The 22861-nt window shown below is 68.1% G+C and carries 21 protein-coding genes and 1 pseudogene; 8 read left to right on the top strand and 14 right to left on the bottom strand.

The features are described from left to right. The 6 genes from IU449_RS04190 to IU449_RS04165 all read right to left on the bottom strand — a co-directional run bounded on the left by IU449_RS04190 (window position 1) and on the right by IU449_RS04165 (window position 5705). Window positions 1–882: an ABC transporter permease gene (locus tag IU449_RS04190; RefSeq protein WP_195000617.1), complete on the bottom strand. Its 882-nt coding sequence runs from the start codon at window positions 880–882 to the stop codon at window positions 1–3. Beyond that, entirely contained in the window at window positions 882–1754 is an 873-nt protein-coding gene (locus IU449_RS04185; protein ID WP_228804116.1) for an ABC transporter permease, read from the bottom strand. Before IU449_RS04185 ends, IU449_RS04190 begins: the two co-directional genes overlap by 1 nt. Before the next feature lie 620 nt (window positions 1755–2374). Beyond that, on the bottom strand, window positions 2375–3019 hold the full coding sequence (locus IU449_RS04180) for a sigma-70 family RNA polymerase sigma factor (RefSeq protein ID WP_195000616.1): 645 nt from the start codon (window positions 3017–3019) through the stop codon (window positions 2375–2377). Window positions 3020–3438: 419 nt separating this feature from the next. Continuing rightward, the gene (locus IU449_RS04175) at window positions 3439–4248 is read right to left on the bottom strand and encodes an ABC transporter permease (RefSeq protein ID WP_195000615.1); all 810 of its coding nucleotides are present in this window, start codon (window positions 4246–4248) and stop codon (window positions 3439–3441) included. Beyond that, on the bottom strand, window positions 4245–5171 hold the full coding sequence (locus tag IU449_RS04170) for an ATP-binding cassette domain-containing protein (RefSeq protein WP_195000614.1): 927 nt from the start codon (window positions 5169–5171) through the stop codon (window positions 4245–4247). The genes IU449_RS04175 and IU449_RS04170 overlap by 4 nt, the downstream gene beginning before the upstream one ends. Before the next feature lie 153 nt (window positions 5172–5324). Continuing rightward, the gene (locus tag IU449_RS04165; RefSeq protein WP_195000613.1) at window positions 5325–5705 is read right to left on the bottom strand and encodes a DUF5313 family protein; all 381 of its coding nucleotides are present in this window, start codon (window positions 5703–5705) and stop codon (window positions 5325–5327) included. Between the two features lie 199 nt (window positions 5706–5904). Here IU449_RS04165 and IU449_RS04160 point away from each other — a divergent pair, with 199 nt between their 5' ends. Next, window positions 5905–6345 carry a MarR family winged helix-turn-helix transcriptional regulator gene (locus IU449_RS04160; protein WP_195000612.1) on the top strand — a complete coding sequence of 147 codons (441 nt, stop codon included), beginning with the start codon at window positions 5905–5907 and terminating at the stop codon, window positions 6343–6345. Window positions 6346–6371: 26 nt separating this feature from the next. On the opposite strand, the gene IU449_RS04155 is transcribed toward IU449_RS04160, so the two are convergent. The 5 genes from IU449_RS04155 to IU449_RS04135 all read right to left on the bottom strand — a co-directional run bounded on the left by IU449_RS04155 (window position 6372) and on the right by IU449_RS04135 (window position 10460). Then, the gene (locus IU449_RS04155) at window positions 6372–6794 is read right to left on the bottom strand and encodes an organic hydroperoxide resistance protein (protein ID WP_195000611.1); all 423 of its coding nucleotides are present in this window, start codon (window positions 6792–6794) and stop codon (window positions 6372–6374) included. Further along, on the bottom strand, window positions 6791–7246 hold the full coding sequence (locus tag IU449_RS04150; RefSeq protein WP_195000610.1) for a MarR family winged helix-turn-helix transcriptional regulator: 456 nt from the start codon (window positions 7244–7246) through the stop codon (window positions 6791–6793). The genes IU449_RS04155 and IU449_RS04150 overlap by 4 nt, the downstream gene beginning before the upstream one ends. A 62-nt stretch (window positions 7247–7308) precedes the next feature. Continuing rightward, window positions 7309–8949 (bottom strand): cation:proton antiporter, encoded by a 1641-nt coding sequence (locus IU449_RS04145; RefSeq protein WP_195000609.1) that lies wholly within the window; start codon window positions 8947–8949, stop codon window positions 7309–7311. A gap of 61 nt (window positions 8950–9010) precedes the next feature. Next, window positions 9011–9412, bottom strand: a complete 402-nt coding sequence (locus IU449_RS04140) for a nuclear transport factor 2 family protein (RefSeq protein WP_195000608.1) — start codon at window positions 9410–9412, stop codon at window positions 9011–9013. Window positions 9413–9470: 58 nt separating this feature from the next. Then, a complete protein-coding gene (locus IU449_RS04135; RefSeq protein ID WP_195002305.1) occupies window positions 9471–10460 on the bottom strand; it encodes a zinc-binding alcohol dehydrogenase family protein in 990 nt (329 codons plus the stop codon). A gap of 146 nt (window positions 10461–10606) precedes the next feature. On the opposite strand from IU449_RS04135, the gene IU449_RS04130 reads away from it, so the two are divergent. Further along, the gene (locus IU449_RS04130) at window positions 10607–11581 is read left to right on the top strand and encodes a magnesium transporter (protein ID WP_324188083.1); all 975 of its coding nucleotides are present in this window, start codon (window positions 10607–10609) and stop codon (window positions 11579–11581) included. Here the strand turns inward: IU449_RS04130 and IU449_RS04125 are convergent. Further along, a complete protein-coding gene (locus tag IU449_RS04125) occupies window positions 11553–11960 on the bottom strand; it encodes a hypothetical protein (RefSeq protein ID WP_195000607.1) in 408 nt (135 codons plus the stop codon). The two genes, IU449_RS04130 and IU449_RS04125, sit on opposite strands and share 29 nt — an antisense overlap. Window positions 11961–12103: 143 nt before the next feature. On the opposite strand from IU449_RS04125, the pseudogene IU449_RS04120 reads away from it, so the two are divergent. Together IU449_RS04120 and IU449_RS04115 are read left to right on the top strand one after the other, a co-directional pair. Then, window positions 12104–12763, top strand: a pseudogene (locus IU449_RS04120) (DUF4389 domain-containing protein); the annotation flags it as partial. A 70-nt stretch (window positions 12764–12833) separates the two neighbouring features. After that, complete coding sequence (locus IU449_RS04115) at window positions 12834–14522, top strand: SulP family inorganic anion transporter (RefSeq protein WP_324188230.1); 1689 nt, start codon at window positions 12834–12836, stop codon at window positions 14520–14522. A 5-nt stretch (window positions 14523–14527) separates the two neighbouring features. On the opposite strand, the gene IU449_RS04110 is transcribed toward IU449_RS04115, so the two are convergent. Further along, entirely contained in the window at window positions 14528–15073 is a 546-nt protein-coding gene (locus IU449_RS04110; protein ID WP_195000605.1) for a flavodoxin family protein, read from the bottom strand. Window positions 15074–15163: 90 nt separating this feature from the next. Between IU449_RS04110 and IU449_RS04105 the strand changes: the two genes are divergently transcribed. Further along, window positions 15164–15883 (top strand): hypothetical protein, encoded by a 720-nt coding sequence (locus IU449_RS04105; protein ID WP_195000604.1) that lies wholly within the window; start codon window positions 15164–15166, stop codon window positions 15881–15883. Beyond that, window positions 15880–17241 carry a wax ester/triacylglycerol synthase family O-acyltransferase gene (locus IU449_RS04100; protein WP_195000603.1) on the top strand — a complete coding sequence of 454 codons (1362 nt, stop codon included), beginning with the start codon at window positions 15880–15882 and terminating at the stop codon, window positions 17239–17241. The genes IU449_RS04105 and IU449_RS04100 overlap by 4 nt, the downstream gene beginning before the upstream one ends. A gap of 34 nt (window positions 17242–17275) precedes the next feature. Here the strand turns inward: IU449_RS04100 and IU449_RS04095 are convergent, their stop codons facing one another. Then, complete coding sequence (locus tag IU449_RS04095; protein ID WP_228803691.1) at window positions 17276–18223, bottom strand: hypothetical protein; 948 nt, start codon at window positions 18221–18223, stop codon at window positions 17276–17278. 109 nt (window positions 18224–18332) lie between these two features. Here IU449_RS04095 and IU449_RS04090 point away from each other — a divergent pair, with 109 nt between their 5' ends. Together IU449_RS04090 and IU449_RS04085 are read left to right on the top strand one after the other, a co-directional pair. Beyond that, a complete protein-coding gene (locus tag IU449_RS04090) occupies window positions 18333–19364 on the top strand; it encodes a medium chain dehydrogenase/reductase family protein (protein WP_195000602.1) in 1032 nt (343 codons plus the stop codon). A gap of 182 nt (window positions 19365–19546) precedes the next feature. After that, on the top strand, window positions 19547–22798 hold the full coding sequence (locus IU449_RS04085) for a beta-phosphoglucomutase family hydrolase (RefSeq protein WP_324188229.1): 3252 nt from the start codon (window positions 19547–19549) through the stop codon (window positions 22796–22798). The last annotated feature ends 63 nt before the right edge of the window (window positions 22799–22861 follow it).

Here is a 22861-nt window from a genome sequence, read left to right as displayed (position 1 = left end):
TCACCCCGCGAATCCGATGTCGGTGTCGATGCCCCACATGGCGATCGTCAGCACCATGTCGGCCGACGCGATGGCGACCAGGCTCGCCCGGATCGCGCGTCCGGAGGCCACGCCCACGCCCTCGGGCCCGCCGGTGGCGTAGAAGCCCTGATAGGCGTGGACGCAGGTGACGAGCAGGACGAACACGATCACCTTGACCAGCGAATAGATCAGGTCGCGCGGCTCGACGAGCATCTGGAAGTAGTGGTCGAACGCGCCGACGGCCTGCCCGTGCACGACCGTGACGGTGAGGCGGGTGGTCAGGAATCCGAGCGCGAGCGCGATCAGGTAGGTCGGCACGACGGTGAGCACCGCGGCCAGCACACGGGTGGACACCACATACGGGATGGGGTCGATGGCCTGGGCCTCGAGCGCATCGATCTCCTCGGAGATGCGCATGGCGCCGATCTCGGCGGTCATCCGGCAGCCCGCCTGTGCGGCGAAGCCCACCGCGGCGATCAACGGGGCCAGCTCCCGTGGATTGGCCAGTGCCGACATGGCACCGGCCAGTGGCCCCATGCCCAGGGTATCCAGCGCGGTGATGCCGACCAGGCCGATCATCGCCCCGGCGACGACACCCATGACCACCAGCACCGGCGCCACCCCGCCGCCGACGATCACCGATCGCCCGTTGCCCCAGGCCAGATCGGTGAACACCGCCACGACCTGCTTGCGGTAGCGGCGTAGTGCCCACCCGGTGCCGCGGAAGGCGGCGATGCCGAACCGCAGTTGAAAGCCCAATTCCTCCCATGGATCCCAGACCCGGTGCAGTCGAGTCGTCCAGCGCAACCCGGCGGGCCGGTAGACGGAAGGGCGGGTGGTCCACGCACGACCGACGACCATCACAGGACTCCGATCGGGACGAAGAGCACGACGATCTGAGTGATGATCAGGTTCACCAGCAGGCAGGCCAGCAACCCCAGGACCACCGCGGCGTTCACGCAGTCGGCCACGCCCTTGGGGCCGCCTCGCGCCTGCAGCCCGCGCTGACTGGCGATCACCGCGACCAGGTAGCCGAAGAGCGCCGACTTGCCGAGGCAGATCGCCAGATCCGTGACACCGGCGAAGCTGCCGAACGACAGCCAGTACGAGCCCGGCGCGACCCCTTGGCCGATCGAGGCGACGAAGAAGCCGGCCAGGACGCTCATCAGAATGACCAGCACCGCCAGCATCGGCGCCACCACCGTCATGGCCAGCACACGGGGCGCGACGAGGCGGCGGTGCGGGTCGATGCCCATGGTGCGCAGCGCGTCGATCTCTTCGCGGACCGTGCGCGCCCCGAGATCGGAGGCGATCGCCGACGCGCCCGCGCCGCCCACCAGCAGCGCCGCCGCCAGCGGGGCGATCTGCTGCATCACGCCCATGCCGCCGACCGCGCCCGCCATGGAACCCGCGCCCACATTCTCGGTGAGGCTCCCGATCTGCACCGCGATCACCACGCCCATCGGCAGTGAGATGAGGATCGCGGGCAGCAGCGAGACCGAGGCGAAGAACCATGCCTGCACGAGCGCTTCGCGCAACGGGAAGCGCCCGGTGGCCAGATCGGTGATCATCAGGGTGGTCGCGCGCGCTCCCAAGCGCACGGTCCGACCGAATGTGCTTGTGGCCGAGACGATCCCGTTTCCGAGTGCGGTGGCGGGCCCCGGCCGCTTCTCCGTCGCGCCGCCGTCCGCCGCGCTGTCCGGGTGCGCTTTCGCGCCCGTCACGTGCTCCATCGTCACGTCCACTCCTCGAACACCCTCCGGTCTCGGCGCCCGCGCGGAAGCGGCTGTCGGTGGCCGATGGACAGAACACGGATTGATAGGTGCTTGCGGATAAATCTATCAATATCCGGAGGAATTCGGATGAAATTGACGATTAGTGATCGATATAGACATGAATGAGACTCATGTGTGAAATCCTGCAGAACTGGGCGGTCTGTGGTCGCATCGCGCTCGTGGATGGTCGATCGCGTCGGTGGATGCCGTGACGAGGATCGGCGTCCGCCTCACACGGGCCTGCGTCCTTTCCGGTACCGCGTCGTCTGTCCTTGTGCCTGTCCCCTACGACTCCGAGGAGCCACCATGACCAGCCAGAACGAATTCGTGTCACCGGCACCGGCGGCGCATCGAACGGATGCGCCGCCGCAGGCTGCCGCATCGATGTGTTGCAGCTCCGAACGGCAGACCACGTGCTGTGATCACAGCGAAAAGGCGACCTGCTGCGGTTCGACGGCTGCCACGGGCGAGTGTGGCTGCCGGTAACCCCGGTCGAGTGCGGTGCGAGCCTCAACGGCTCGCACCGCACTTTCGTCCCGCCGACCGCTCGTGGGCGGGTCAGCGGGTCGGGGGCTCCGTCAGCGGGTCGGGTGCTCCGGTGGCGGCGTCGCCCCACACGCGCAGGCACCGTTCCGGGGCTGGTATTCGTGCACCTGGCCGAGATGATCCCGGCTGATACGGCAGCAGGCGTGCAATTGGGCACGGAGGGCGGCGCGGCCACGTTGGACGCGAGATTTCATTCCCGACACCGAGATGCCCGCTTCCTCGGCCGCCGCGGCATGCGTGCGGGCCTCGAGGTCGACCATCTTCACCGCGGCAGCCTGTTCGGCGGGTAGCGCGGAGAGCATCGGAACCAGGCACGAAGCGAGCTCCTTCTCCGCGGCCGGGTCGGTGTCGAGTTCACCGTCGGGCGTGGACGCACTGTCCGGCACGGCGTCGACGGCCAGTTCGCGGCGACGGGGCGCGGATCGGTAGTAGTCGGTGATCGCGTTGCGGGTGATGGCATACATCCAGCCCAACAGCCGGTCCTGGTCACGCAGATCATCCAGACTCTCGACCATTCGCAGGAACACCTTGGACAGGATGTCCTCGGCATCCTCCGGACGCGCCACCCGGCGCGCGATGAAGGCCCGGAGATCGCTGGAAAAGCGGCGCCAGAGATGGTCGAGATCACTGTCGCCACGCGGTGGTGAGGTTGCCGTAACCGCCGTTGTCTCACTCATGATCTGTGATCCTCTCTGTCTCCAGTCTGCTCGCCCGACGACACGATGGCGACACCTGCTGGTTCTCGTTCACAGGTACCGACGAGGCAGCCCGCGATAGGACGCATCCTGCGTCCGATTCCGCGGTGTCGCGTCTGTAGGAATGTGCGGAGTTTCCCGCTTCGACCTGTCCAGCGCGGTGAGGAGGTGTGATCATGCTGACCACACACCTGTTGTCGGATTCGACCAGCGAAGAGGTCGATCTGATCGTGGCCGAAGAACTGCATCTGCTCGACACCGACGTCTGAGCACCGTCGATCCCGCACCGGTCCGATCCGCGGACGGTGCGACAAGACCTCGCGAACGGTTCCCACGCGAGGGTCCACAATGGCACTCGGCCCCCTTCATCTCGAGGTGAAGGGGGTCGAGTGTATCGACGTTCAGCGGGCGCGCACCGGTCGAACCACGCGGGTGATCATCGGTACGGCGGCAACCGCCGCCCACAGTGCGATCGCCGCGACCAATGCCATGATGGTGTCGCCTGCCGTGGCGGTGCCGAGCACGTGCCCGCGCAGAGCGTCGATGGCGTGTGCGACCGGATTCGCCGTGGCCACGGCCTGCATCCAGCCGGGCATGGTCTCGATGGGTGCGAACGCGCTGGAGACGAACATCAGTGGCATCATCACCATCATTCCGGCGAACTGGACCACATCCGGCCGGCGCAACCGATCCCCGATCAGCCCGAACAGGGCGCTCATCGCCCCCGCCAGCACCACCAGCACCACAACCGCCGCCACAGCATCGACGGCGCTGCCGTGGAAACCGAATCCCAGCAGTACGGCGGCGATCCCGAGCAGCGCGGCACGGGCCAGAGTGAAGACGGCTTCGTTCAGGGTGCGGGCCACCCCGGGCAACGTCGCCCGCATCGGCAGGGACGCGAACCGGTCGTGCAGGCCGTTGGTGTGGTCGATCGCGGCCGAGACCCCCGCATTGGTGCCCGCCATCACGGTGGAGACGGCGAGCATGGCGGGAGTGAGGAAGTCGATGTAGCTGACCCCGGCGGGGAAACCGGGTCCGGCGGTGACGCTGCGGAACACCTGGCTGAACAGGACGAGCATCGCCATCGGCATGGTCAACGAGAACATCAGAAGCTGCGGGACGCGGGCGCTGGTGCGCAGGCTTCGGACGGTCAGGGCGGCGAGCTGGTCCGCGGTCGAGGAACGGCCGACCGGAGTGCTGGTGTGAGTCATCGGTGAGCTCCTGCCGTGTGGGCGAGATGAGTGAAGACGTCGTCGAGGCTCGGGGAGGACACATCCAGATCGGCGACCTCGATGCCGCCTCGGTGCAGATCGGCCACCAGCGCGGTCGCGGTGGTGGCGTCGTCGACGGTGATCGACACCCGCACCCGTGCGCCGTCGGCTCGTTCGGTGTCGGAGACGAACGGCAGGTCCATGACCTGCCGGGCAGGGACGGTGGCGTGCACGATCTTGCCGCCGACGATTCGTTTCAACTCCTCAGGGGTGCCGCGGGCCGCGACTCGGCCGCGGTTCAGTACCACGATGTGGTCGGCGAGCCGGTCGGCTTCCTCGAGGTATTGGGTGGTGAGCACGACGGTGGTGCCGGCGGAGGTGAGTTCGCCGACGACGTCCCACAGCCCGGCGCGGGCGAGAGGATCCAGACCGGTCGTCGGCTCGTCGAGAAAGAGCACCGCCGGGTCACCGACCAGGCTCGCGGCCAGATCCACGCGGCGACGGGAACCGCCGGACAGCTCACCGACCCGCCGGGCCGCGTATTCGTGCAGCCCGAGCCGGTCGATGAGTGCGTCGGCACGAGGACCGGCCGCGCGGCGCAATCCCGCCAGGCGACCGATCAGCTCCAGATTCTCACGGGCGGTGAAGAATTCGTCGAGCCCGGCGTATTGACCGGTCACCCCGATCCGGCGGCGGACCGCACCGGCGTCGGCGGCCACGTCGATGCCGCCGATCTCCACACGGCCGATGGTCGGCCGCACCAGGGTGGTGAGAGCTCTGATCAGGGTGGTCTTGCCCGCGCCGTTGTGGCCGAGCACCCCGAGTGTCGTCCCCGCGGCGGCTTCCAGGTCGACACCGTCGAGGGCCCACGTGCTGCCGTAGGCGACGTGCAGATCTTCGACCACGACGGCCGGGGCGGTCATTGCGCACCCCCGGCACGGTCGGTGAGGTGGACGGTCATGGCAGGTTCCTCTCGGAAGAAGCTGTGCTCACATCCGGCTGGATGGGAGTCCGCTTCCTCAGACGAACCGGCCCCGAGAAGGACGCACCGGCGCCGGCCGGTGCGGTGGAATTCGCTACGCCCTGCCGTACCGGCGCTCGTACGCCACCCGTTCTTCGTCGCGGCGTCGGATCTCCTCCTGGTTCGCCAGGTCGGGATCGAGACCGTGCTTGGCCAGGCGATGCCTGCGATAGACGGTCAGCAGCGCGATCGTGAAGTAGACGTGGGGCACATACAGCAGCGACATCATGGACAACTGCATCCACAGCGGTCCGGGCAGCAGCATGAACAGACACAGGGGCGGGATCACCGGCAGCAGGAAGCGAAGCAGGTAGCGGCGCGTCGCTCCAGGGCCGGTGAGGTCGGCGATCACCCAGTCCGCCATCGAGGGCGGCAGAGTCCCACCGAAGACGTAGTGGACCTGTTGGACAAGGGTCGGTTTCGTTCGCGCGTGCATCGCCTGCTCCCTTCGATCTCCCCCGGTTCCGTGCGGGCCGGGCGGAGGATGGCTCGCCTCTTCTGGTTGAGCGTTAATATATCGTGCAATAATAGTTAACGCGCGATCTAATCGAGGCGGCGGGTGCCCCGGCGGGCTGGACGGTCCGGGTGCCGACCACAATCGAAACGTCTGATCGGCATTTCTCGAGGAGGTGCATATGGGCAGCGCGATCGATGATCCGCTGCGACTGGAGCGGCAGGTGTGCTTCGCGCTGGCGGTAGCCAACCGTGCCGTGCTGTCGATCTATCGGCCTCTTCTGGAACCGATGAAGCTCACCCACCCGCAATACCTGGTGATGCTCACGCTGTGGGGTGACGCCCCGCTGTCGGTCAAGGAGATCGGCGAACTGCTGCAACTGGATTCGCCGACGCTGTCGCCACTGCTCAAGCGTCTCGAAGCGCTGGACTACATCACTCGCACTCGCGATCCGCGCGACGAGCGCAACCTCGTCATCGACCTGACGCCCACCGGGCGGGCACTGCGCGTCGAGGCGGAGAAGATCCCGGCCGCGGTGGTCGAGAGGTTGGGCGTGGGCCTCGACGAGCTCGAGGAATTGCACAGCGTGCTGACGCGAGTGAATCGGGCCGCCCGCCGATAGCCGCACCGGCGGGCGGCACTCGGCGATCAGTCGTCGGCGACCAGCACCCGGACGTCGATATTGCCGCGGGTGGCATTCGAGTACGGGCACACCTGATGGGCTCGATCGGCCAGGCTCTGCGCTTGGTCGCGGGAGATGTGGGGCAACGTCACCTCCAGAGTCACCTGCAATCCGAAGCCGCCCGCCTCGGTGGTACCGATGCCGACAGCGGCGCCGACCGAGGAGTCCTCGACGTTCACCTTCGCCTGGCGGGCGACCATGCGCAGTGCGGAGTGGAAGCAGGCGGCATAGCCCGCGGCGAACAGCTGCTCGGGATTGGCCCCCTCGCCGCTGCCGCCCATCTGCTTGGGCACGGCCAGGTCGAGATCGATCCGGCCGTCGTCGGAGCGGACCCGACCGTCGCGGCCGTCGCCGGTGGCGAGCGCTTCGGTGGTGTAGAGAACGTTCATGTTCGGTTCCTTTCGGATTCGATACGGGCGTCCATCGCCCGTCTCAGGCGCGCCAGCGTGTCGCGCAGTGCGATCGCTTCTTCGGGCCGAAGCCCGGTGGCGTCGAAGATTTCCTCGGGAATGCCGCACGCCTGCTCACGCAAGGCGCTCCCGCGCTCGGTGAGCCGAATCTCCACGCGGCGTTCGTCGGTGGCCGAGCGTGACCGTTCCACCAGTCCGCCGCCCTCCAGCCGCTTCAGCAGCGGGGAGAGCGTGCCCGAGTCCAAGGCCAACTTCTCCCCCAGGTCGCGTACCGTGCGGCCATCGCGCTCCCAGAGCAGGAGCATCACCAGGTACTGCGGGTAGGTGATGCCCATCGCCTCCAGCTTGGGGCGATAGATCGCGGTCATGGTGCGCGAGGCGGAGTACAGCTGGAAGCACAGCTGCTGATCGAGGGTCGACAGTTCGGCCATGGCAGAACTGTAGCGCGCAATTCGGTTGTGTGCAATTCAGTTGTTGGCAACCGGGCTCGTCGTCAGTCCTCGTCGAGCCTTCTGAGCAGCTGATGCAGGGTGTCGGCGGTGGTGGTCGCCGCTGTCGTGAACGGTTCCAGCACCACGGTGACACCGGCCTCACGCAGCAGGCCCGCGTCGCGGATGGTGTGCGCGGTCAACACGACCGGTCCGGCATAGCCGTGGTGGCGCAAGTTGTGCAGCAACGCCAGATTGGTGCTCACCACCGGAATGGCACTGACCACGCAGCGGGTGCGCTCCAAGGGCAGGGCGTTGAGCAGATCGACGTCCTCGGCGCTTCCGAACACCGCCGCCACTCCCTCGGGAACGGTGGTCGCGATCCGATGCGGGTCGAAATCGACGACCAGAACCTGGATTCCGCGCCCGCTCAGCCGCTCTGCCAGATGGCGTCCGAATCTGCCGAGGCCGTAGAGGATCACATCGGTGTCTGTATCAGGGTCCTGCGCCGTCGCTGCCGGGCTGTGGGTGCGGTCCAAGACCGCGAAGCGCGGCTCGAGCCGGTCGCGAATCCAGCCCGAGTACATGATCAGATACGTCGAACCGGTGATGGTGACCAACCCGACCACCGTGATCAGACTGACCGTCGCGCTGTCGATGTGGCCCAACCCGAGACCGAGCGCCGCGAGAATCAACGAGAATTCCGATATCTGGGCCATCGTCAGGCCGGTGGGCAGGCCGACTCTCGCCGGATACCGGAGTGCGGACATGGTCACGAGAATGATGAGCGGTTTGACCAGCAGCACGAACACCGAGAGCACGACGGCTTCGGAGATCTGTTCGACGACATTGTCGAACTGGAGCCGGGCGCCCAGGTCGACGAAGAAGAAGAGAAGCAGAAAGTCGCGCAGGCTCACCATGCGGGCGCCGAGTGCGTCGCGGTACGGGGTGGAGGCCAGCGAAACGCCGGCCAGGAAAGCACCGACCTCTGTGCCGAATCCGAGCCATTCGCTGACCGCGGCCACCGACGCGGCATACGCGACACCGAAGAGGACGAGCAGTTCCTGCGATCGCGCGACGTGTTCGAGCAGCCAGGGCAGCACGAAGCGCATGAGCAGTCCGGTTCCGGCGAGCAGGCCGACGCCTTTGCCGAGGATGGCGGCGACACCGAGCAGCGAATCACCGTTCGCCGGCTGTGCGAAAGCGGTGAGCGTGATCATCACCAGGACCACGACGAGGTCTTGCACGATCAGGATGCCGACCGCGATCCGGCCGTGCAGCTGATCCAGTTCGTGTTTGTCCGACAGCAGTTTGACCACGATGATCGTGGAGGAGAAGGCGAGCGCGATTCCCACATACAGGGCGGCGACCGAGCTCATCCCGAATGCCAGGGCGATCAGATATCCGCCCATCGCGGTCAAGGCGATCTGGACGAGGCCGGTGACCAGCGCGACCCTGCCCGTGCTGCGGATCAGATGCAGATCCAGCCGGAGCCCGACGAGGAAGAGCAGGATCGCGATCCCCATGCGCGAGAGCAGTTCGATCGTGTCGTCGGCCTGGACCCATCCGGTTCCCAGCGGCCCGACCAGGATGCCGACACCGATGAAGGAGACGATCAGCGGCTGTCGCAGCCGCACTGCCACCGATCCGATGGCAACAGCGATCGCCAGCACGGCCGCGATGATCGGAAAAGCGTGTAACTCCACGATTGCCTTCCAGTGCTGCCGATGACCCGATGCAGTGGACAGGCTACGCGGGCTGCTCTGATCAGGGATGAAGCGGTCGTCGCCGGGGAGTGACACGACGGTGGGCGATGCGCCAACCGGCGGCTGTGCTCGCGAGGGTGTCGTGATAGACGACACCGGAGCACGTGCCGTCGGCGTACACCACCAGCCCTTTCGACATCGCTGTGACCACGTCGCCTTCCGCGCCGGTGAACACCAGATTGGTGACGTGGTGGCCGACCGGGTTGCTGTCGCCGAGTGCGAGCGCCAGCGCGGCCAGTGCCACATGTCCGCGCACGATGCCCGCGTCGAAGGCGGTGAGGTCGTAGGTGACGTCTTCGGTGAAGACTTCACCGAAGCGGTCGAAGGCGCCCGCGTCGATCAGATGCCCATGCAAGCCGATCACCTGCGCGATCGCCAGTTGGTCTGCTGTCGAGACACTCATGTCCTCAGTGTGTACGAGTGCAGCGCGTACGAGGAGAACACCGGGCGAAACGCGGCGTTCATGGGACCAGGACGGCGGCGCCGTCGAAACGACCGTGGGCGAGATCGGACAGGGCTCGGTCCGCGGAGTCCAGGTCGTAGCGGTGGGTGCGCACCTGTAGCCGGTGCTCTTCGGCGAAGGTCAGGAACTCGCGGGCCTGCGCGCGGGTGTTGGAGGTGACGCTGCGAACCTGTCGTTCCCGGAACAGATGGCGTTGATAGTTCAGCGGTGGGATGTCGGTCAGGTGGATGCCCGCCAGAGCCAGCGTGCCGCCCGCGTCGAGCGCCTCCAACGCCACCGGCACGAGCTCTCCGGCCGGGGCGAACAGGATCGCCGAGTCCAGCGGTTCCGGCGGGCGGTCCGCGGCGCCCTGCACCGACGCCGCGCCCAGTTCCGTGGCGAGTTCTCGCGCCGCCGCACCGCGGGTCATCACGTGCACCCGCGCGCCGCGTGCCGCGGCCACCTGCGCGGTGAGGTGCGCGCTACCACCGAAGCCGTAGATCCCCAGCACCCCGCCCCGGGGTACCTCGGCACGCACCAGCGCGTGGAAACCGATGATGCCCGCGCACAGCAGCGGCGCCAGTTCGTCGTCGCGGTATCCCGCGGGCAGCGGTAGTGCGAAATCGGCCGGTGCGGTGGCGTATTCGGCGTATCCGCCGTCGTCGTCCCAGCCGGTGTACCGGGAGTTCGGGCACAGGTTCTCCGCGCCGCGGCGGCAGTACCGGCACACGCCGCAGGTGTGGCGCAGCCATGGGATGCCGACCCGGTCGCCGGGGACGAAGCCGCCGGCGCCGGTGACGACCTCGGCGACCACCTCGTGCCCGGGGACCACCCCGGCACGGTGCACCGGCAAGTCGCCCTCCACGACGTGCAGGTCCGTCCGGCACACACCGCACGCCAGCACCCGGACCAGCAGCTCACCGTCGGCCGGGGTGGGCACCGGTTCGATGCCCGCGCGCACCGGCGCGCTGTCGACCGGTCCCGGGGCGGCGACCCGCCACGCCCGCATGGTCTGCTCCGCCGCCATCTGGGACTCCTCGTCGTTCTTCGTGGCCGGATTCGGTGCGGAGCGCGCTCGAGCTGTGGGCGGTTCCGCCGGGAGACGTCGTCAGCGCTGCGACTCGATGGCACCTGCTCGCGCGGTAGGGTGCGCCGGTGGGTTCGGATCGATTGTTACAGACGGTGGGCACGGCCGCCGCGCATGCCAGCCGGAACGTGCCCGTGGCGGGTGTGGACGACACCGTCGCAGATGTATTGGCACGGATGCGCGGCCGGCGGTTCGTCGAGGCGGGGATCGTCGCGGTCTGTACGGGGCGCAGACCCACCGGTGTGGTGACGATCGAAAGCCTCTTGGCAGCCGATGATTCCGCGCGCATCTCCACGCTGATGGACGCGGACTTCCCGGTCGTGGCAGGGCAGCAGGATCAGGAACGCGCGCTGTGGAAGGCGTTGCACCACGACGAGTCCGCTCTCGTGGTGGTCGACGCGGCAGGAGATTTCCAGGGCGTCATCCCACCGCACCGGCTGCTCGCGGTCCTGCTCGAGGAGCACGACGAGGATGTCGCGCGGTTGTCCGGTTACCTGAAGTCGGCGGCGGGCGCCCGGACGGCGAGTACCGAGAGTGTGGGACGGCGGCTGTGGCATCGGCTGCCCTGGCTCATGGTGGGATTGATCGGCGCGATGGTGTCCGCGGGCGTGATGGACGCGTTCCAGGCACAACTGGAACGCCAGGTGCTGGTGGCGTTCTTCATTCCCGGCATCGTCTATCTGGCCGACGCCGTCGGAACCCAGACCGAAGCGGTCGTCATCCGTGGCCTGTCCGTGGGCATCGGTGTCGAGCGCATCGTGGCGCGCGAAATCATGACAGGTTTGGCGATCGGCGCGTTGATCGCCCTCATGTCCTATCCGTTGACATTGCTGATGTGGCATCAGAGCGAGGTGTCGGCGGCGGTGTCGCTGTCGTTGTTCGCCGCGTGTTCGGTCGCGGTGGTCGTCGCCATGACGCTGCCGTGGGCGATGTCGAAGTTCAGGGTGGATCCGGCGTTCGGCTCGGGCCCCCTGGCGACGGTCGTGCAGGATCTGCTGTCGATCCTGGTCTACCTCACGGTGAGTACCGCACTGGTGGGGTGACCTCCTCGGCGATGTCCTCGCTCCACAGCCGCCATGCCAGCGCGGCCGTGCCCAGGCCGAGCGCGCCGAACGCCGGCTGCATCCAGGAGAACCGCCTGATGATGAACGGCTGGACGGTAACCCACCCCGTCAGCAGCAGACCGCTGCCGACGCCTACCGGCCCGGCCGGTGATCGTGACCGCCCGGCCAGCACCGCCGTCGCTGTCATCGGGACGCCGACGATCGCGGCAAGCGCCGTCCCCGCGAATATCTTGCTGTGGAAAGGCAGCCGGGCTTCGACCTCGCTGCCCAGATCCGCGCCACCGCCCGCGAGGCCGACAGCCCCGGCGTAGGCCCAGAAGGCGACGAAACTCGACATTCCGGTGAGAGCGGCTCGCAATCGGCGAGTCTGTCCGCGCTGTGCGTCAGATGTCCTCACTGCCCCGGCCCTCCTCTTCCGCCATACTCGGTTGATCCTCGTTTACCCACGATCGGACCGACGAACATGAGGTGCTGTCCATGGATACCGAATTCGAGTCCGGCTATCCGTTGTCCCTGAGGGGTGACCTGGATCCGCCGCTCTCTCGCTGGCTGTGGCTGGTCAAGTGGCTGCTCGCGATCCCCCATTTCATCGTGCTGTTCTTCTTGTGGATCGCCTTCGCCGCACTGACACTGGCCGCGGGGGTGGTCATTCTGTTCACCGGTCGCTATCCGCGCGCGATCTTCGATTTCAATGTGGGGGTCATGCGCTGGAATTGGCGGGTCCAGTTCTACACCTATGCCGCGCTCGGCACCGATCGTTATCCGCCGTTCACGCTCGGGTCGGTCGAGTACCCCGCCGACCTCCAGGTGGCCTACCCGGAACGGTTGTCGCGGTGGAAGGTCCTGGTGAAATGGTGGCTGCTGGCCATCCCGCACTATCTGGTCGTGGCGGCGATGACCTCGACCGGACCGACCTTCAGCTCCGAGGAGGGCGGCGGCACCGCGACGAGCATCCCGCTGCTGGGCATCCTGGTGCTGATCGCGGCGGTGATACTGCTGTTCACCGGTCGTTACCCGCGGCCGGTGTTCGACTTCGTGCTCGGCATCGATCGCTGGTTCTACCGGGTGCTCACCTACGCGGCGCTGATGCGCGACGAATACCCGCCGTTCCGGCTCGATCAGGGGCCGCGTGAACCCACGTCGGCGGTGCGAGCCGACTGAATACTCGGCCCGCGACCATCCGAAGAGGCGGAGTCCGTCGGAGGTGACGCACAATGCCCCGGTGAAGTCGGTGCGTGTCTTTCCCGGTCTGCGGCAGTTCCAGGGATACCGGCGCACCTGGTTGCGCGCGGATGTGCTGGCGGGGGTGACGGTCGCGGCGTACCTGGTGCCGCAGGTGATGGCGTACGCGACGGTGGCAGGGCTGCCGCCGGTGGTCGGCTTGTGGGCCGCGATCGGCCCGCTGGCCGTGTACGTGCTGTTCGGTACTTCACGGCAACTGTCGGTCGGTCCGGAGTCGACCACCGCATTGATGACCGCGGTCGCGCTCGCGCCGCTGGCAGCGGGTGACCCCGCCCGGTACGCGACCTTGGCCGCGCTGCTCGCCGTGGTCGTCGGCGCGCTCTGTCTGCTCGCGGCACTGGGCGGACTCGGGGTACTCGCCGATCTGTTGTCCAAGCCGGTGCTCGTCGGCTACCTGGCAGGCACCGCCGGCCTCATGATCGTCGGGCAACTGAGCGGCGCGACCGGTGTGCCGGTGGAGGGCGAGACCATCCCGGACCAGTTGCGCTCGTTCGCGGAGAATCTGGAGCACTGGCATCCGCCGACCGCCGTATTGGCGCTGTGCGTGCTGGTCGCGCTGCTCGCGGCGGCGCGGTGGATGCCGAAGCTGCCGGGGCCGCTGCTGGCGGTTCTGCTCGCCGGTGCTGTCGTGGCCGTGTTCTCCTTGCAGCGCTACGGCATCGAGACGGTGGGACCGGTGCCCGCGGGCATCCCGACCCCGCGTTTCGCGGCGATCGAGGTAGCCGACCTGGCACGGCTGGTGCTGCCCGCCGTGGGCATCGCGGTGGTCGCGTTCTCCGACAACACTCTCACCGGCCGCGCCTTCGCCGCGCGTCACGGTCGCCACATCGAGGCCGATACCGAACTGGCTGCCCTCGGCGCGACCAACCTGGCCGCCGGGGCGCTGCAAGGCTTCCCGGTCAGCTGCAGCGGAAGCCGCACGACCATCGCCGATGCGATGCATGCCAAGACGCAGCTCTACTCGCTGGTCACGCTCGGCATCGTCCTGATCGTCCTGGTCGGCGCGTCAGGAGTGCTCGCGGTGTTCCCGACCGCGGCGCTGGCCGCGCTGGTGATCTACGCGGCGCTACGGCTGATCGACCTGGCCGAGCTGCGGCGGATCGGCAGGTTCCGGCGCAGCGAGCTGGTACTTGCCCTGGCCACGTTGTCGGCGGTGCTGGCGCTCGGCGTGCTCTACGGCGTACTCGTCGCGATCGCCCTGTCGATTCTGGATCTGCTCCGGCGCGTCGCGCGCGCCCACGACGCCATCCTCGGCTTCGTGCCGGGATTGGCGGGCATGCACGACATCGACGACTACCCGATGGCGCAACCTGTCGCCGGGCTGGTGGTCTATCGCTACGACGCGCCGTTGTGCTTCGCCAATGCCGAGGACTTCCGGCGCCGCGCGCTCGCGGCCGTCGACCAACAGGCCGAGCGAGACGGAGCGCCGGTGCGCTGGTTCGTACTCAACGCCGAGGCGAACGTGGAGGTGGATCTCACCGCGTTGGACGCGGTGGAACAACTGCGCCGCGAGTTGACCGAACGAGGCATCGCCTTCGCGATGGCGCGGGTGAAGCAGGATCTACGGTGCGCGCTGGACGCCTCGGGTCTGACCGACCGCATCGGACCGGAGCACCTGTATCCGACGCTGCCCACGGCGGTCGACGCCTACCGGGCGGGTCCCGGCGCCGGGGCGTGACGGCGCTAGCCTTCGACGTCGTGTCTCCGAGCAGCGTCCGCGGCCCGCATCGCGGTGGACGCCAGATGCTCACCCCAGGCGCGCGCCCGGTCGATCTCGCCGTCCACCAGAGGCCCCGGGGTTCCCGCGACGAAGAAGTCCTGCGGCTCGTCGGTCAACTGGTATCCCAGTGCCCGCAGCCGTTTGCCGACGCCCCGTGCCGCGGAACCCGGCAGCCATGGCGGTTTGCCGACTTTGGTGCCGAAAGCCGCGGCCCGTGCTCCCGCACGAGCGTGGGAGGCGTCCTGCAACCACTCGCGGATGCCGATCTCCGTTTCGACCGGTCGGTCGGTCTGCCCGGCGGCATCCAACCGGGTCCGGGCGCGACTGAGGCCGAACGCGTGGGTGGGTCCGCCGACGATCAGCAGATCCACCGGCAGGTCGGGCAGCTCGGAAGCCGCGACTACGTCCAGCACCTGCACCTCGGCGCGCCCGCCGAACCCCTGGGCGATGGCTCGGGCCACCTCGGCGGTGTTGCCGAACATCGATTCGTAGACGATCCGTACCTGCATCTGGTCGATCCTTCCCCGTCGGGATCTGGTATGGAGGCTGTACCTCCGCGTACCTGTACCGAAACGCCGCTGTAGCGGATCATCGATAGCATGCCGCACAGCGCCGATACCGGCACTCCGATGATTCCGCAGGATTCCCGGCGGCCGCTCGCCTCACCGTCCGACGCGATGTCCGCCCGCGACAGCGCCGCGATCTTGTCGGGAAAACGGCTGTGGCGCCGCTGGTTCGCCCTGGTGACCCTCGGCGAGCTTCTCGGTTTCCTGACGCCTTCGGTGGTGGGCGCGTTGGTCGGGGATCGCGTCGACGTGCTCGCCGCAGCCGCGCTGCTCGTGGCGGGGGGTGTGGAGGGCGTGACACTGGGGTGGTTCCAGGCCCGGGCGTTGCGACCGGCGCTGCCGGGACTGTCGAGTGCCCGTTGGGTCGCGGCTACTGCTCTGGGGGCGGTGGTCGCCTGGGCCGTGGGTGCGTTGTTCGTCGTCACCGACGGACTCTCCGGATGGGGCGGGCTGGGGCAAGTGGCGGGATTCGCGACGGGAGGGCTGGTGATTCTGCTGTCCATCGGGGTGGCGCAGTGGGTGGTTCTTCGTGAACACGCCGACCGTGCGGCGCGCTGGATCCCGGCGAACGTCGTGGCATGGTTGGCGGGGTTGACTGCCTTCACCGCGTTCACCAGTCCGCTGTGGCAGCCCGGACAGGCGGTGGCGGTGGTGGCGCTGATCGGCGTGGTGGGTGGCATGCTGATGGCCGCCGCGATGGCCGCGGTCACCGGCGGGTTCCTGGTCGGACTGGTGGGAAAGAGCGAGCGATGAGCGAATTGGGGCCCCTCGACGCGGGTTTCCTGGAACTCGAGGACACCGACCAGCACGTGAGCGCGCGCATCGGCGCAGTCGCGATCATCGCGGGCACTCCCGGCGACCGTGCGGAATTCGAGCGCCGGTTCGCGCGCCGCGTCGACAGCAATCCGCGGCTACGCCGGAAGATCCGACGCGGCCGCTGGGACATCAGCGCGCCGGTATGGGTGCCCGATCCCGCGTTCGATCTCGGTCACCACCTGACCTGGGCGGCGCTGCCCCGACCGCGGGACGAGGCCGCGTTGTGGGAGCTCACGGCGAACACGATGGGACGGCGGCTGGATCGCGATCACCCGCTCTGGCATTTCACCGTGGTCGAGGAACTCGAGGGCGACCGCTGGGCGATGATCCTGGCCGCTCATCACAGCATGGTCGACGGTGTCTCGGGAATCTCCCTGCTGCGCAGCATCTGTGACCCGCCGACCGAGGAGGCCGACACCGCGTCCGCCGAGAGCACCGGCGCGGGCACCGCACCCGTGGACTGGCAGCGCCTGGTGCGTGGTGGACTGGAGCTGCCGTTGCGGGCCCCCGGTCTGATAGCGCAGGCGCCTCGCGCGGTGGTCCGTACCGCGCGTGGGGCGGTGCCGTTGCTGCAGAGCCTGCTCACTCCGCGTCGTGGTTCCTCGCTGAACGGCCCGATCGGCAGGCAGCGCCGTTATGCGGTCGCCCGCGTCCGGCTCGACGAGATCGACAGGGTGCGGAAAGCACTGGGCGGCACGATCAACGATGTGGCGCTGACCGCGGTCACCTCGGCGCTGCGCGCGGTCCTGCTGGCCCGCGGTGAACAGCCCGGCCCGGAGTCCGCGCGTGTTCTCACTCCTGTCTCCACGCGATCGGCACAAGCCTCCGGTCGATGGGACAACCGGGTCTCGCTGATGTTGCCGGCGCTGCCCGTTCATCTCGAGGATCCGCTGGACCAGTTCGCCGCGGTGCGTGGGCAGATGGACAGCCTCAAGAGCGGCGGCGAATCGAGTGCGGGCCGGACGCTCGTCTCCGCGGCCGGGCTCGTGCCGTTCGCGCCGATGGCATGGGCGGTGAAGACCGCGCTGCGTTTCCCGCAGCAGGGTGTCGCCGCCCTGGCCACGAACGTGCCGGGGCCCGCGCAGACACAGCACCTGTTCGGCGCCGACATCCTCGAAGTGTTCCCGTTCGCCCCCATCGCGATGCGCATCCGCATCGGCATTGCGATGTTGAGCTATGCCGGCACCCTGAACTTCGGCATCACGGGCGATTACGACGGCGCACCCGATATCGACCTGGTCGCGCGGACGCTCCCGGCCGCGGTGCATCGACTGCTCGAGCGCGCGAGCGCTTGAGCCGCGTCTGTGTCGGCGAACGCCGTGCCCCGCTTCAGGCGCCGCGGTGGACGAGGTATTTGCGCACCGCGGTGACCACGCCGCCGACACAGACCAGTATCACCGCGATGGCGCCGATGCCGATGGCGATGTCGAGCGCACGGCCCAAGTCGCCGTCCTGGCCTTCCTGGAGATCGGCGACGAACTCGTCCGTGAAGTACGGCCGGTGCACCAGGATCGCGGCGGCGGTGACGACGGCGAGCAGATCCGCGACGACGGACAGCGCGGTCACCGACAGCGTCCAGGCGCGCACCACCAACTGCGCGATGGCCACGATCACCCACAGCGCGGCGACGACCCCCGCCAGCGGCAGCAGCCGATCGACGACGCCGGGATCGAGACTCTCGGCGGTCTCGGCGAGGAACGACGGCGCCAACGCGGGAGACAAGCACAAGACCGCGACGAAGACCGAGATGCCGAACACCAGGTCGGCGATCGCGTCGCCGAGCGGGATCTCGTGCCCGCGCGGTACCGGCGGGAGGTCGTCGGGACGCCACTCGTGCAGGACCGCCCCCGGGGCCGTGCGCTCGATCACGGCGAAGACCACCGTCACCCAGACGGCCGCGTACACCGCGCCGGTGAACGCCGAGGTCAGCGCCTCCTCGAGCGCTCCGCCGATCGTCGGCGACCCGTCGTCGACCACCGCACCCAGCAGGCTCAGCCCGCCCACGACGATCGCGACCACGCGGACCGCCGGCCACAGCACCCGCAGATAGGTGTCGTACAGGCGGGGGCCGATCAGCTGGCGCGGTGCTCCCCGGAAACGGCGTGCTCGATCCTCGGGTGGGCCGAGCTCGACGAGTACTTCGCGCGTCGTGCGCCCGGCGGAGTCCTCGGCGATCCGTCCCCGCAGTTCTTCGGTCGCCGTCTCCCGCCGTGACTTCGGCAGGTGCGCGAGCACACTGTGCACGTAGCGGTCGATCAGCTCGTCGTCGGACACCATGCCGGTAATCATCGCTCCCCGCTTGCCGGTAGTCACGCGGAGGGCAGTGCAACCCTTCGCCACTCCATCTCGGCCACACCGGGCAAAGAAGCGGCTATCGTTTCCGGATATGAAGCGCATCGTCGTTTCTCGTTACGGAGGTCCTGAAGTCCTCAGTGTCGTCGAGGAAGACGAGCCGTCACCGGGGCCTGGTGAGGTGTGCGTTCGCGTACTGGCCGCGGGTGTTTCCTTCACAGACACGTTGCTTCGGGCCGGAACCTACCCGGGCGGTCCGAAGCCACCCTTCACCCCAGGCTACGAATTCGCGGGTGTCGTCGAACGGGTGGGCACGGGTTGCTCCACGCTGAAGCCCGGAGATCATGTGGCGGCGCTGGTCGTGTGGGGAGGCTACGCCGAGATGGTCTGCGTCAGGGAATCATGGGCGATCGAAGTGCCCGCCGATATCGACCCGGCCGTGCTGGTGAGCGTGATCTTCCCGTACATGACCGCCTACCAGCTCATCCACCGCGCGGCGAGAGCCCGGCCCGGGGAGACGGCGCTGTATCACGGAGCGGCCGGGCGGGTGGGCGTCGCACTGCTGGAACTCGCCGCACCCGCGGGCTTGCAGGTCTATGGGACCGCCGCGACCGCGGACTGCGAGCTGGTCGAGCGGCTCGGCGGTATACCGATCGACTACACCACCGAAGACTTCCTGACCCGGGTGCGCGCCTCGAGCGGAGGCGGAGTCGACACAGCGTTCGACGGCATCGGAGGCTCGCTGTCCTTTCGCTCCTATCGGGCGCTGCGGCGCGGCGGCAGGCTTGTGCTCTTCGGCCACTACTCGACCATCGCGCAGGGTCGCCGCAGTTGGCGCGGCTTGACCGAGTTCTACGGCTCCGGGGCGGCCGCCATGCTGGCAGGGCTGCTCTCGCCGTCGCGACGGGTGACGACCTATCGCATCGCGAAACTCCGGGACCGTCATCCCGACTGGTTCCACGCCGACCTGTCGGAACTGATCCGGCTGCTGCGCGAGGGGCGCATCCATCCCGAAGTGGCCGAGCGCGTCCCGTTGACCGACGGACGTCACGCGCACGAGCTGCTGGCGAGCAGGGCCTCCGCGGGCAAGATCGTGTTGGTTCCTCAGTCGAGCGGGGGTTCGTAGTCGGCCAGAGGATATCCCGAAGCTCATGGGGCGTCGGCGGCGTTCCCCGAAGGCCACCACAGCCAGGCGGTCACCGACCGCCTCCCCGGGATCGAATCGAGGCATCATCGATCGCAACGGAGGAAAGGGAGGTACAACCGAGTCAGAGCCAACAACATGCGCGAGGAAAGGGTGTGTCCGGAGTGCGGCTGGAGAATCTGCCCACGTCGTCGGGTCGGACGGCCGACGACCACGGCGCGGTGATTTTCGACATGGACGGTGTGGTCACCGACACCGCCGCTGTGCACGCCGCGGCGTGGAAGAGACTGTTCGACGAGGTTCTGCCCGAACTGGGCCAACCTGGTCGCACTTTCGACGCCGACAGCGACTACCACGTCTATGTGGACGGCCGTAGCCGTGAGGACGGCGTGCGCGCGTTCCTGGCCTCGTGCGGTATCACCATCCCGGAGGGTGGCCCGGACGACGGCCCCGGCGCGCCGACCGTCACGGGTTTGTCCCGGCGCAAACAGGAGTTGTTCGGAGATGAACTCGCCCGCGTGGGTGTGCGTGTCTTTCCCGACGCGGCGGAACTGCTCGCCGGGCTGCGTGCGGCCCGGATACCGACGGCACTGGTGACGGCCAGCCGCAACAGTGTGGCGATTCTGCGCACCGCCGGACTGGAAGATCTGTTCACCGTTCGGGTGGACGGCACCGACGCGCTGCGCTTGCAGCTCCCTGGCAAACCCGACCCGGCCATGTTCCTCGAGGCGGCCCGACGGCTCCGGCTTCCGCCGATCGACATCATCGTGCTCGAAGACGCGACGAGCGGGGTGCGCGCCGCGGCCGAGGGAGGTTTCGGACGCGTGATCGGGGTGGATCGGCACGGCGCGGCCGCGGCGTTGGCGGCCGCCGGTGCCGACCTCGTCGTCACCGATTTGACCCGGCTCGAGCTGACCGGGCCGATGCCCGGTGTCGACGCCTCGGTGGCCTACCGCTGGGGTGGCGGTGCCTCCGTCGCGGGACCGGACGAGTGGAGCCTGGTCTACGACGATTTCGTCTCGGTGCAGGAGGGGACGCGGGAAGCGTTGTGCACCACAGGCAACGGGTACTGGGCGACCCGGGGATCCGTCCCGGGCAGCGTGAACGACGCGGTGCACTATCCCGGCACGTACATCGCCGGGGTGTACAACCGGTGCGTCTCCGACCTCGGTGATCGGATCATGGAGACCGAGCACTTGGTCAACACCCCGGATTGGACATTCCTCACCGTCCGTCCGATCGACGGAGAGGTGCTCGAGCCGGGATCGTCGCAATCCACCTCCCACCGCAGGGAGCTGGATCTGCGCACCGGTGTCACGACCTTCGCCGACACCTACCAGGACAGCGAAGGCCGCCGGACCCGCGTGGTGACACGTCGCTTTCAATCGTTGGCCGACCCGCACCTGGCGGCGCTCGAGCTCACCGTCGAATCCGAGAACTGGACAGGAGACGTGGTGATCGCCTCGGCGATCAACGCCGAGGTCCAGAATCGAAATGTCACCGCGGACCGGCTCTTGTGCTCGCACCATCTCCGGGCGGGCAGGCATCGCGAACTCGACCGGCACACCGTGCTGTACGAGACCGTGACCGAGCAGTCCGGGATCACGCTCGCCTTGGCGACGCGCACCCGTACCGACGCACCGGTGTCGCGGCGCCGAGTGCTGCCCGAACGTCTGCGTCCCGGTCAGGAACTGACCGTGCAGCTCAAACCCGGCACCCCGATCGTGGTGGAGAAGATCGCGGCGACAGCGACCTCCCGGGATCGCGGCATCTCCACCCCCGCCCTGGATGTGGCAGCGCGGATCGGTCGCGCCCCGCATTTCCCGGCGTTGCTGGCCGCCCAGGTCGATGCCTGGGCGCGACTGTGGGCACGCTTCGGTATCCGGCTCTCCGACGGCAGCACCTCGCAGTTGGCGCTCAACCTGCACGTGTTCCACGTACTGCAATCCGTGGTCGATGCCGGCCCGGATCGCGATGCGGGCGTTCCCGCGCGCGGACTGCACGGTGAGGCCTATCGCGGGCACATCTTCTGGGACGAGATCTTCGTCCACCCGATGCTGACGCTGCGCAGACCCGAACTCACCCGAGCGGCGCTGTGGTACCGGTACCGACGACTCGAGCGTGCCCGCGTCGCGGCTCGCACAGCGGGGTGGTCGGGTGCGTTGTTCCCGTGGCAGAGCGGAAGCGACGGCCGCGAGGAAACCCCGACCGAGTTGTTCAACCCGCGCACCGGCCGGTGGATGCCGGACAACTCTTTTCGTCAGCGCCATGTCGGGCTCGCCTTGGCCTACAGCGTGTGGCAGTACTACCAGACCACCGCCGACCAGCGGTTCATGATCGATTGTGGCGCGGAGATCGTGGTGGAGGTCGCGCGCCTGTTCGCCGAGATGGCCGTTCTCGATCCGGCAACGGGCCGATTCGACATCGACGGCGTGATGGGCCCCGACGAGTACCACGACGGCTACCCGGATCGACCGGGCCGAGGGGTTCGCAACAACACCTACACCAACGTCCTGGCGTCGTGGGTGTTGACGCGGGCTCAAGACGTCGTGCGGTTGATCGACGGTGCCGACTGCGAGCCCCTGCGGCAGCGTCTTCGCCTGGGCGCCGACGAGCCCGCCCGATGGGACCATGTCAGCCGCAAGCTTCGCGTGCCGTTCCACCGCGACGGCATCATCTCCCAGTTCGACGGATACGAGGATCTCGAGGAATTCGACTGGGACCGCTATCGTGCCGACTACGGCAACGTGGAACGGCTCGACCTCATCCTGAACGCCGAGGGCGACAGCACCAATCGGTACAAGCTGTCCAAACAGGCGGACGTTCTGATGCTGTTCTACCTGTTCTCCGCCGAGGAACTCCGCAAGGTGTTCGCCCACCTGGGCTACGCCTTGCCCGGTGAGCTCATTCCGCGAACGGTGTCCTACTACCTCGCCCGCACCAGTCATGGATCCACACTGAGCAGACTCGCCCATGCCTGGGTGCTGGCCCGAACCGATCGTGCCGCGTCCTGGCAGTTGTTCAGCCAGGCTCTCGCCGCCGACCTCGACGACACGCAGGACGGCACCACGCGGGAAGGGGTACATCTCGGGGGCATGGCCGGAACGGCCGACATGATCCTGCGCTGCTACGGCGGCCTGGAAACACGCGACGACATGCTGCTCCTGCACCCGGTGCTGCCCAACGAACTGCAGGAAGCGGAGTTCACGGTCTCCTTCCGTGGACAGCCGGTGACGATCGTGCTCACCCACACCGACATCGTGCTGCGGCTGCATCCCAGCAACGCGGCGCCGATCCGGGTCTGCGTCGAGGGCGTGGAGCGCGAACTCGGCGCCGGACAGACGTGGACGTTCACATCCGCGGCACAGGATCGACATCGAGCCACGGAGGAGTCGCTACCGGTGACCGGACGATGACCTTCAGCCCTGCCGAAATCCCCCGGTTCGGTTCGAAGATGGGGGCCGAGACATCGCAGAACC

Origin of the sequence: Nocardia higoensis (assembly GCF_015477835.1) — a bacterium.
GTDB lineage: Bacteria > Actinomycetota > Actinomycetes > Mycobacteriales > Mycobacteriaceae > Nocardia > Nocardia higoensis_A.
This window is presented reverse-complemented; position numbering and strand designations above follow the sequence as displayed.

Bases quoted from the DNA above. Each gene is read 5' to 3' on its own strand.
- IU449_RS04175 (WP_195000615.1), bottom strand. From the start codon at position 4,248: ATGACTCACACCAGCACTCCGGTCGGCCGTTCCTCGACCGCGGACCAG.
- IU449_RS04090 (WP_195000602.1), top strand. From the start codon at position 18,333: ATGAAGCGCATCGTCGTTTCTCGTTACGGAGGTCCTGAAGTCCTCAGT.
- IU449_RS04105 (WP_195000604.1), top strand. From the start codon at position 15,164: ATGCCGCACAGCGCCGATACCGGCACTCCGATGATTCCGCAGGATTCC.
- IU449_RS04170 (WP_195000614.1), bottom strand. From the start codon at position 5,171: ATGACCGCCCCGGCCGTCGTGGTCGAAGATCTGCACGTCGCCTACGGC.
- IU449_RS04165 (WP_195000613.1), bottom strand. From the start codon at position 5,705: ATGCACGCGCGAACGAAACCGACCCTTGTCCAACAGGTCCACTACGTC.
- IU449_RS04180 (WP_195000616.1), bottom strand. From the start codon at position 3,019: ATGAGTGAGACAACGGCGGTTACGGCAACCTCACCACCGCGTGGCGAC.
- IU449_RS04135 (WP_195002305.1), bottom strand. From the start codon at position 10,460: ATGCGGGCGTGGCGGGTCGCCGCCCCGGGACCGGTCGACAGCGCGCCG.
- IU449_RS04160 (WP_195000612.1), top strand. From the start codon at position 5,905: ATGGGCAGCGCGATCGATGATCCGCTGCGACTGGAGCGGCAGGTGTGC.
- IU449_RS04150 (WP_195000610.1), bottom strand. From the start codon at position 7,246: ATGGCCGAACTGTCGACCCTCGATCAGCAGCTGTGCTTCCAGCTGTAC.
- IU449_RS04095 (WP_228803691.1), bottom strand. From the start codon at position 18,223: ATGGTGTCCGACGACGAGCTGATCGACCGCTACGTGCACAGTGTGCTC.
- IU449_RS04190 (WP_195000617.1), bottom strand. From the start codon at position 882: ATGGTCGTCGGTCGTGCGTGGACCACCCGCCCTTCCGTCTACCGGCCC.
- IU449_RS04110 (WP_195000605.1), bottom strand. From the start codon at position 15,073: ATGCAGGTACGGATCGTCTACGAATCGATGTTCGGCAACACCGCCGAG.
- IU449_RS04100 (WP_195000603.1), top strand. From the start codon at position 15,880: ATGAGCGAATTGGGGCCCCTCGACGCGGGTTTCCTGGAACTCGAGGAC.
- IU449_RS04155 (WP_195000611.1), bottom strand. From the start codon at position 6,794: ATGAACGTTCTCTACACCACCGAAGCGCTCGCCACCGGCGACGGCCGC.
- IU449_RS04140 (WP_195000608.1), bottom strand. From the start codon at position 9,412: ATGAGTGTCTCGACAGCAGACCAACTGGCGATCGCGCAGGTGATCGGC.
- IU449_RS04185 (WP_228804116.1), bottom strand. From the start codon at position 1,754: ATGGAGCACGTGACGGGCGCGAAAGCGCACCCGGACAGCGCGGCGGAC.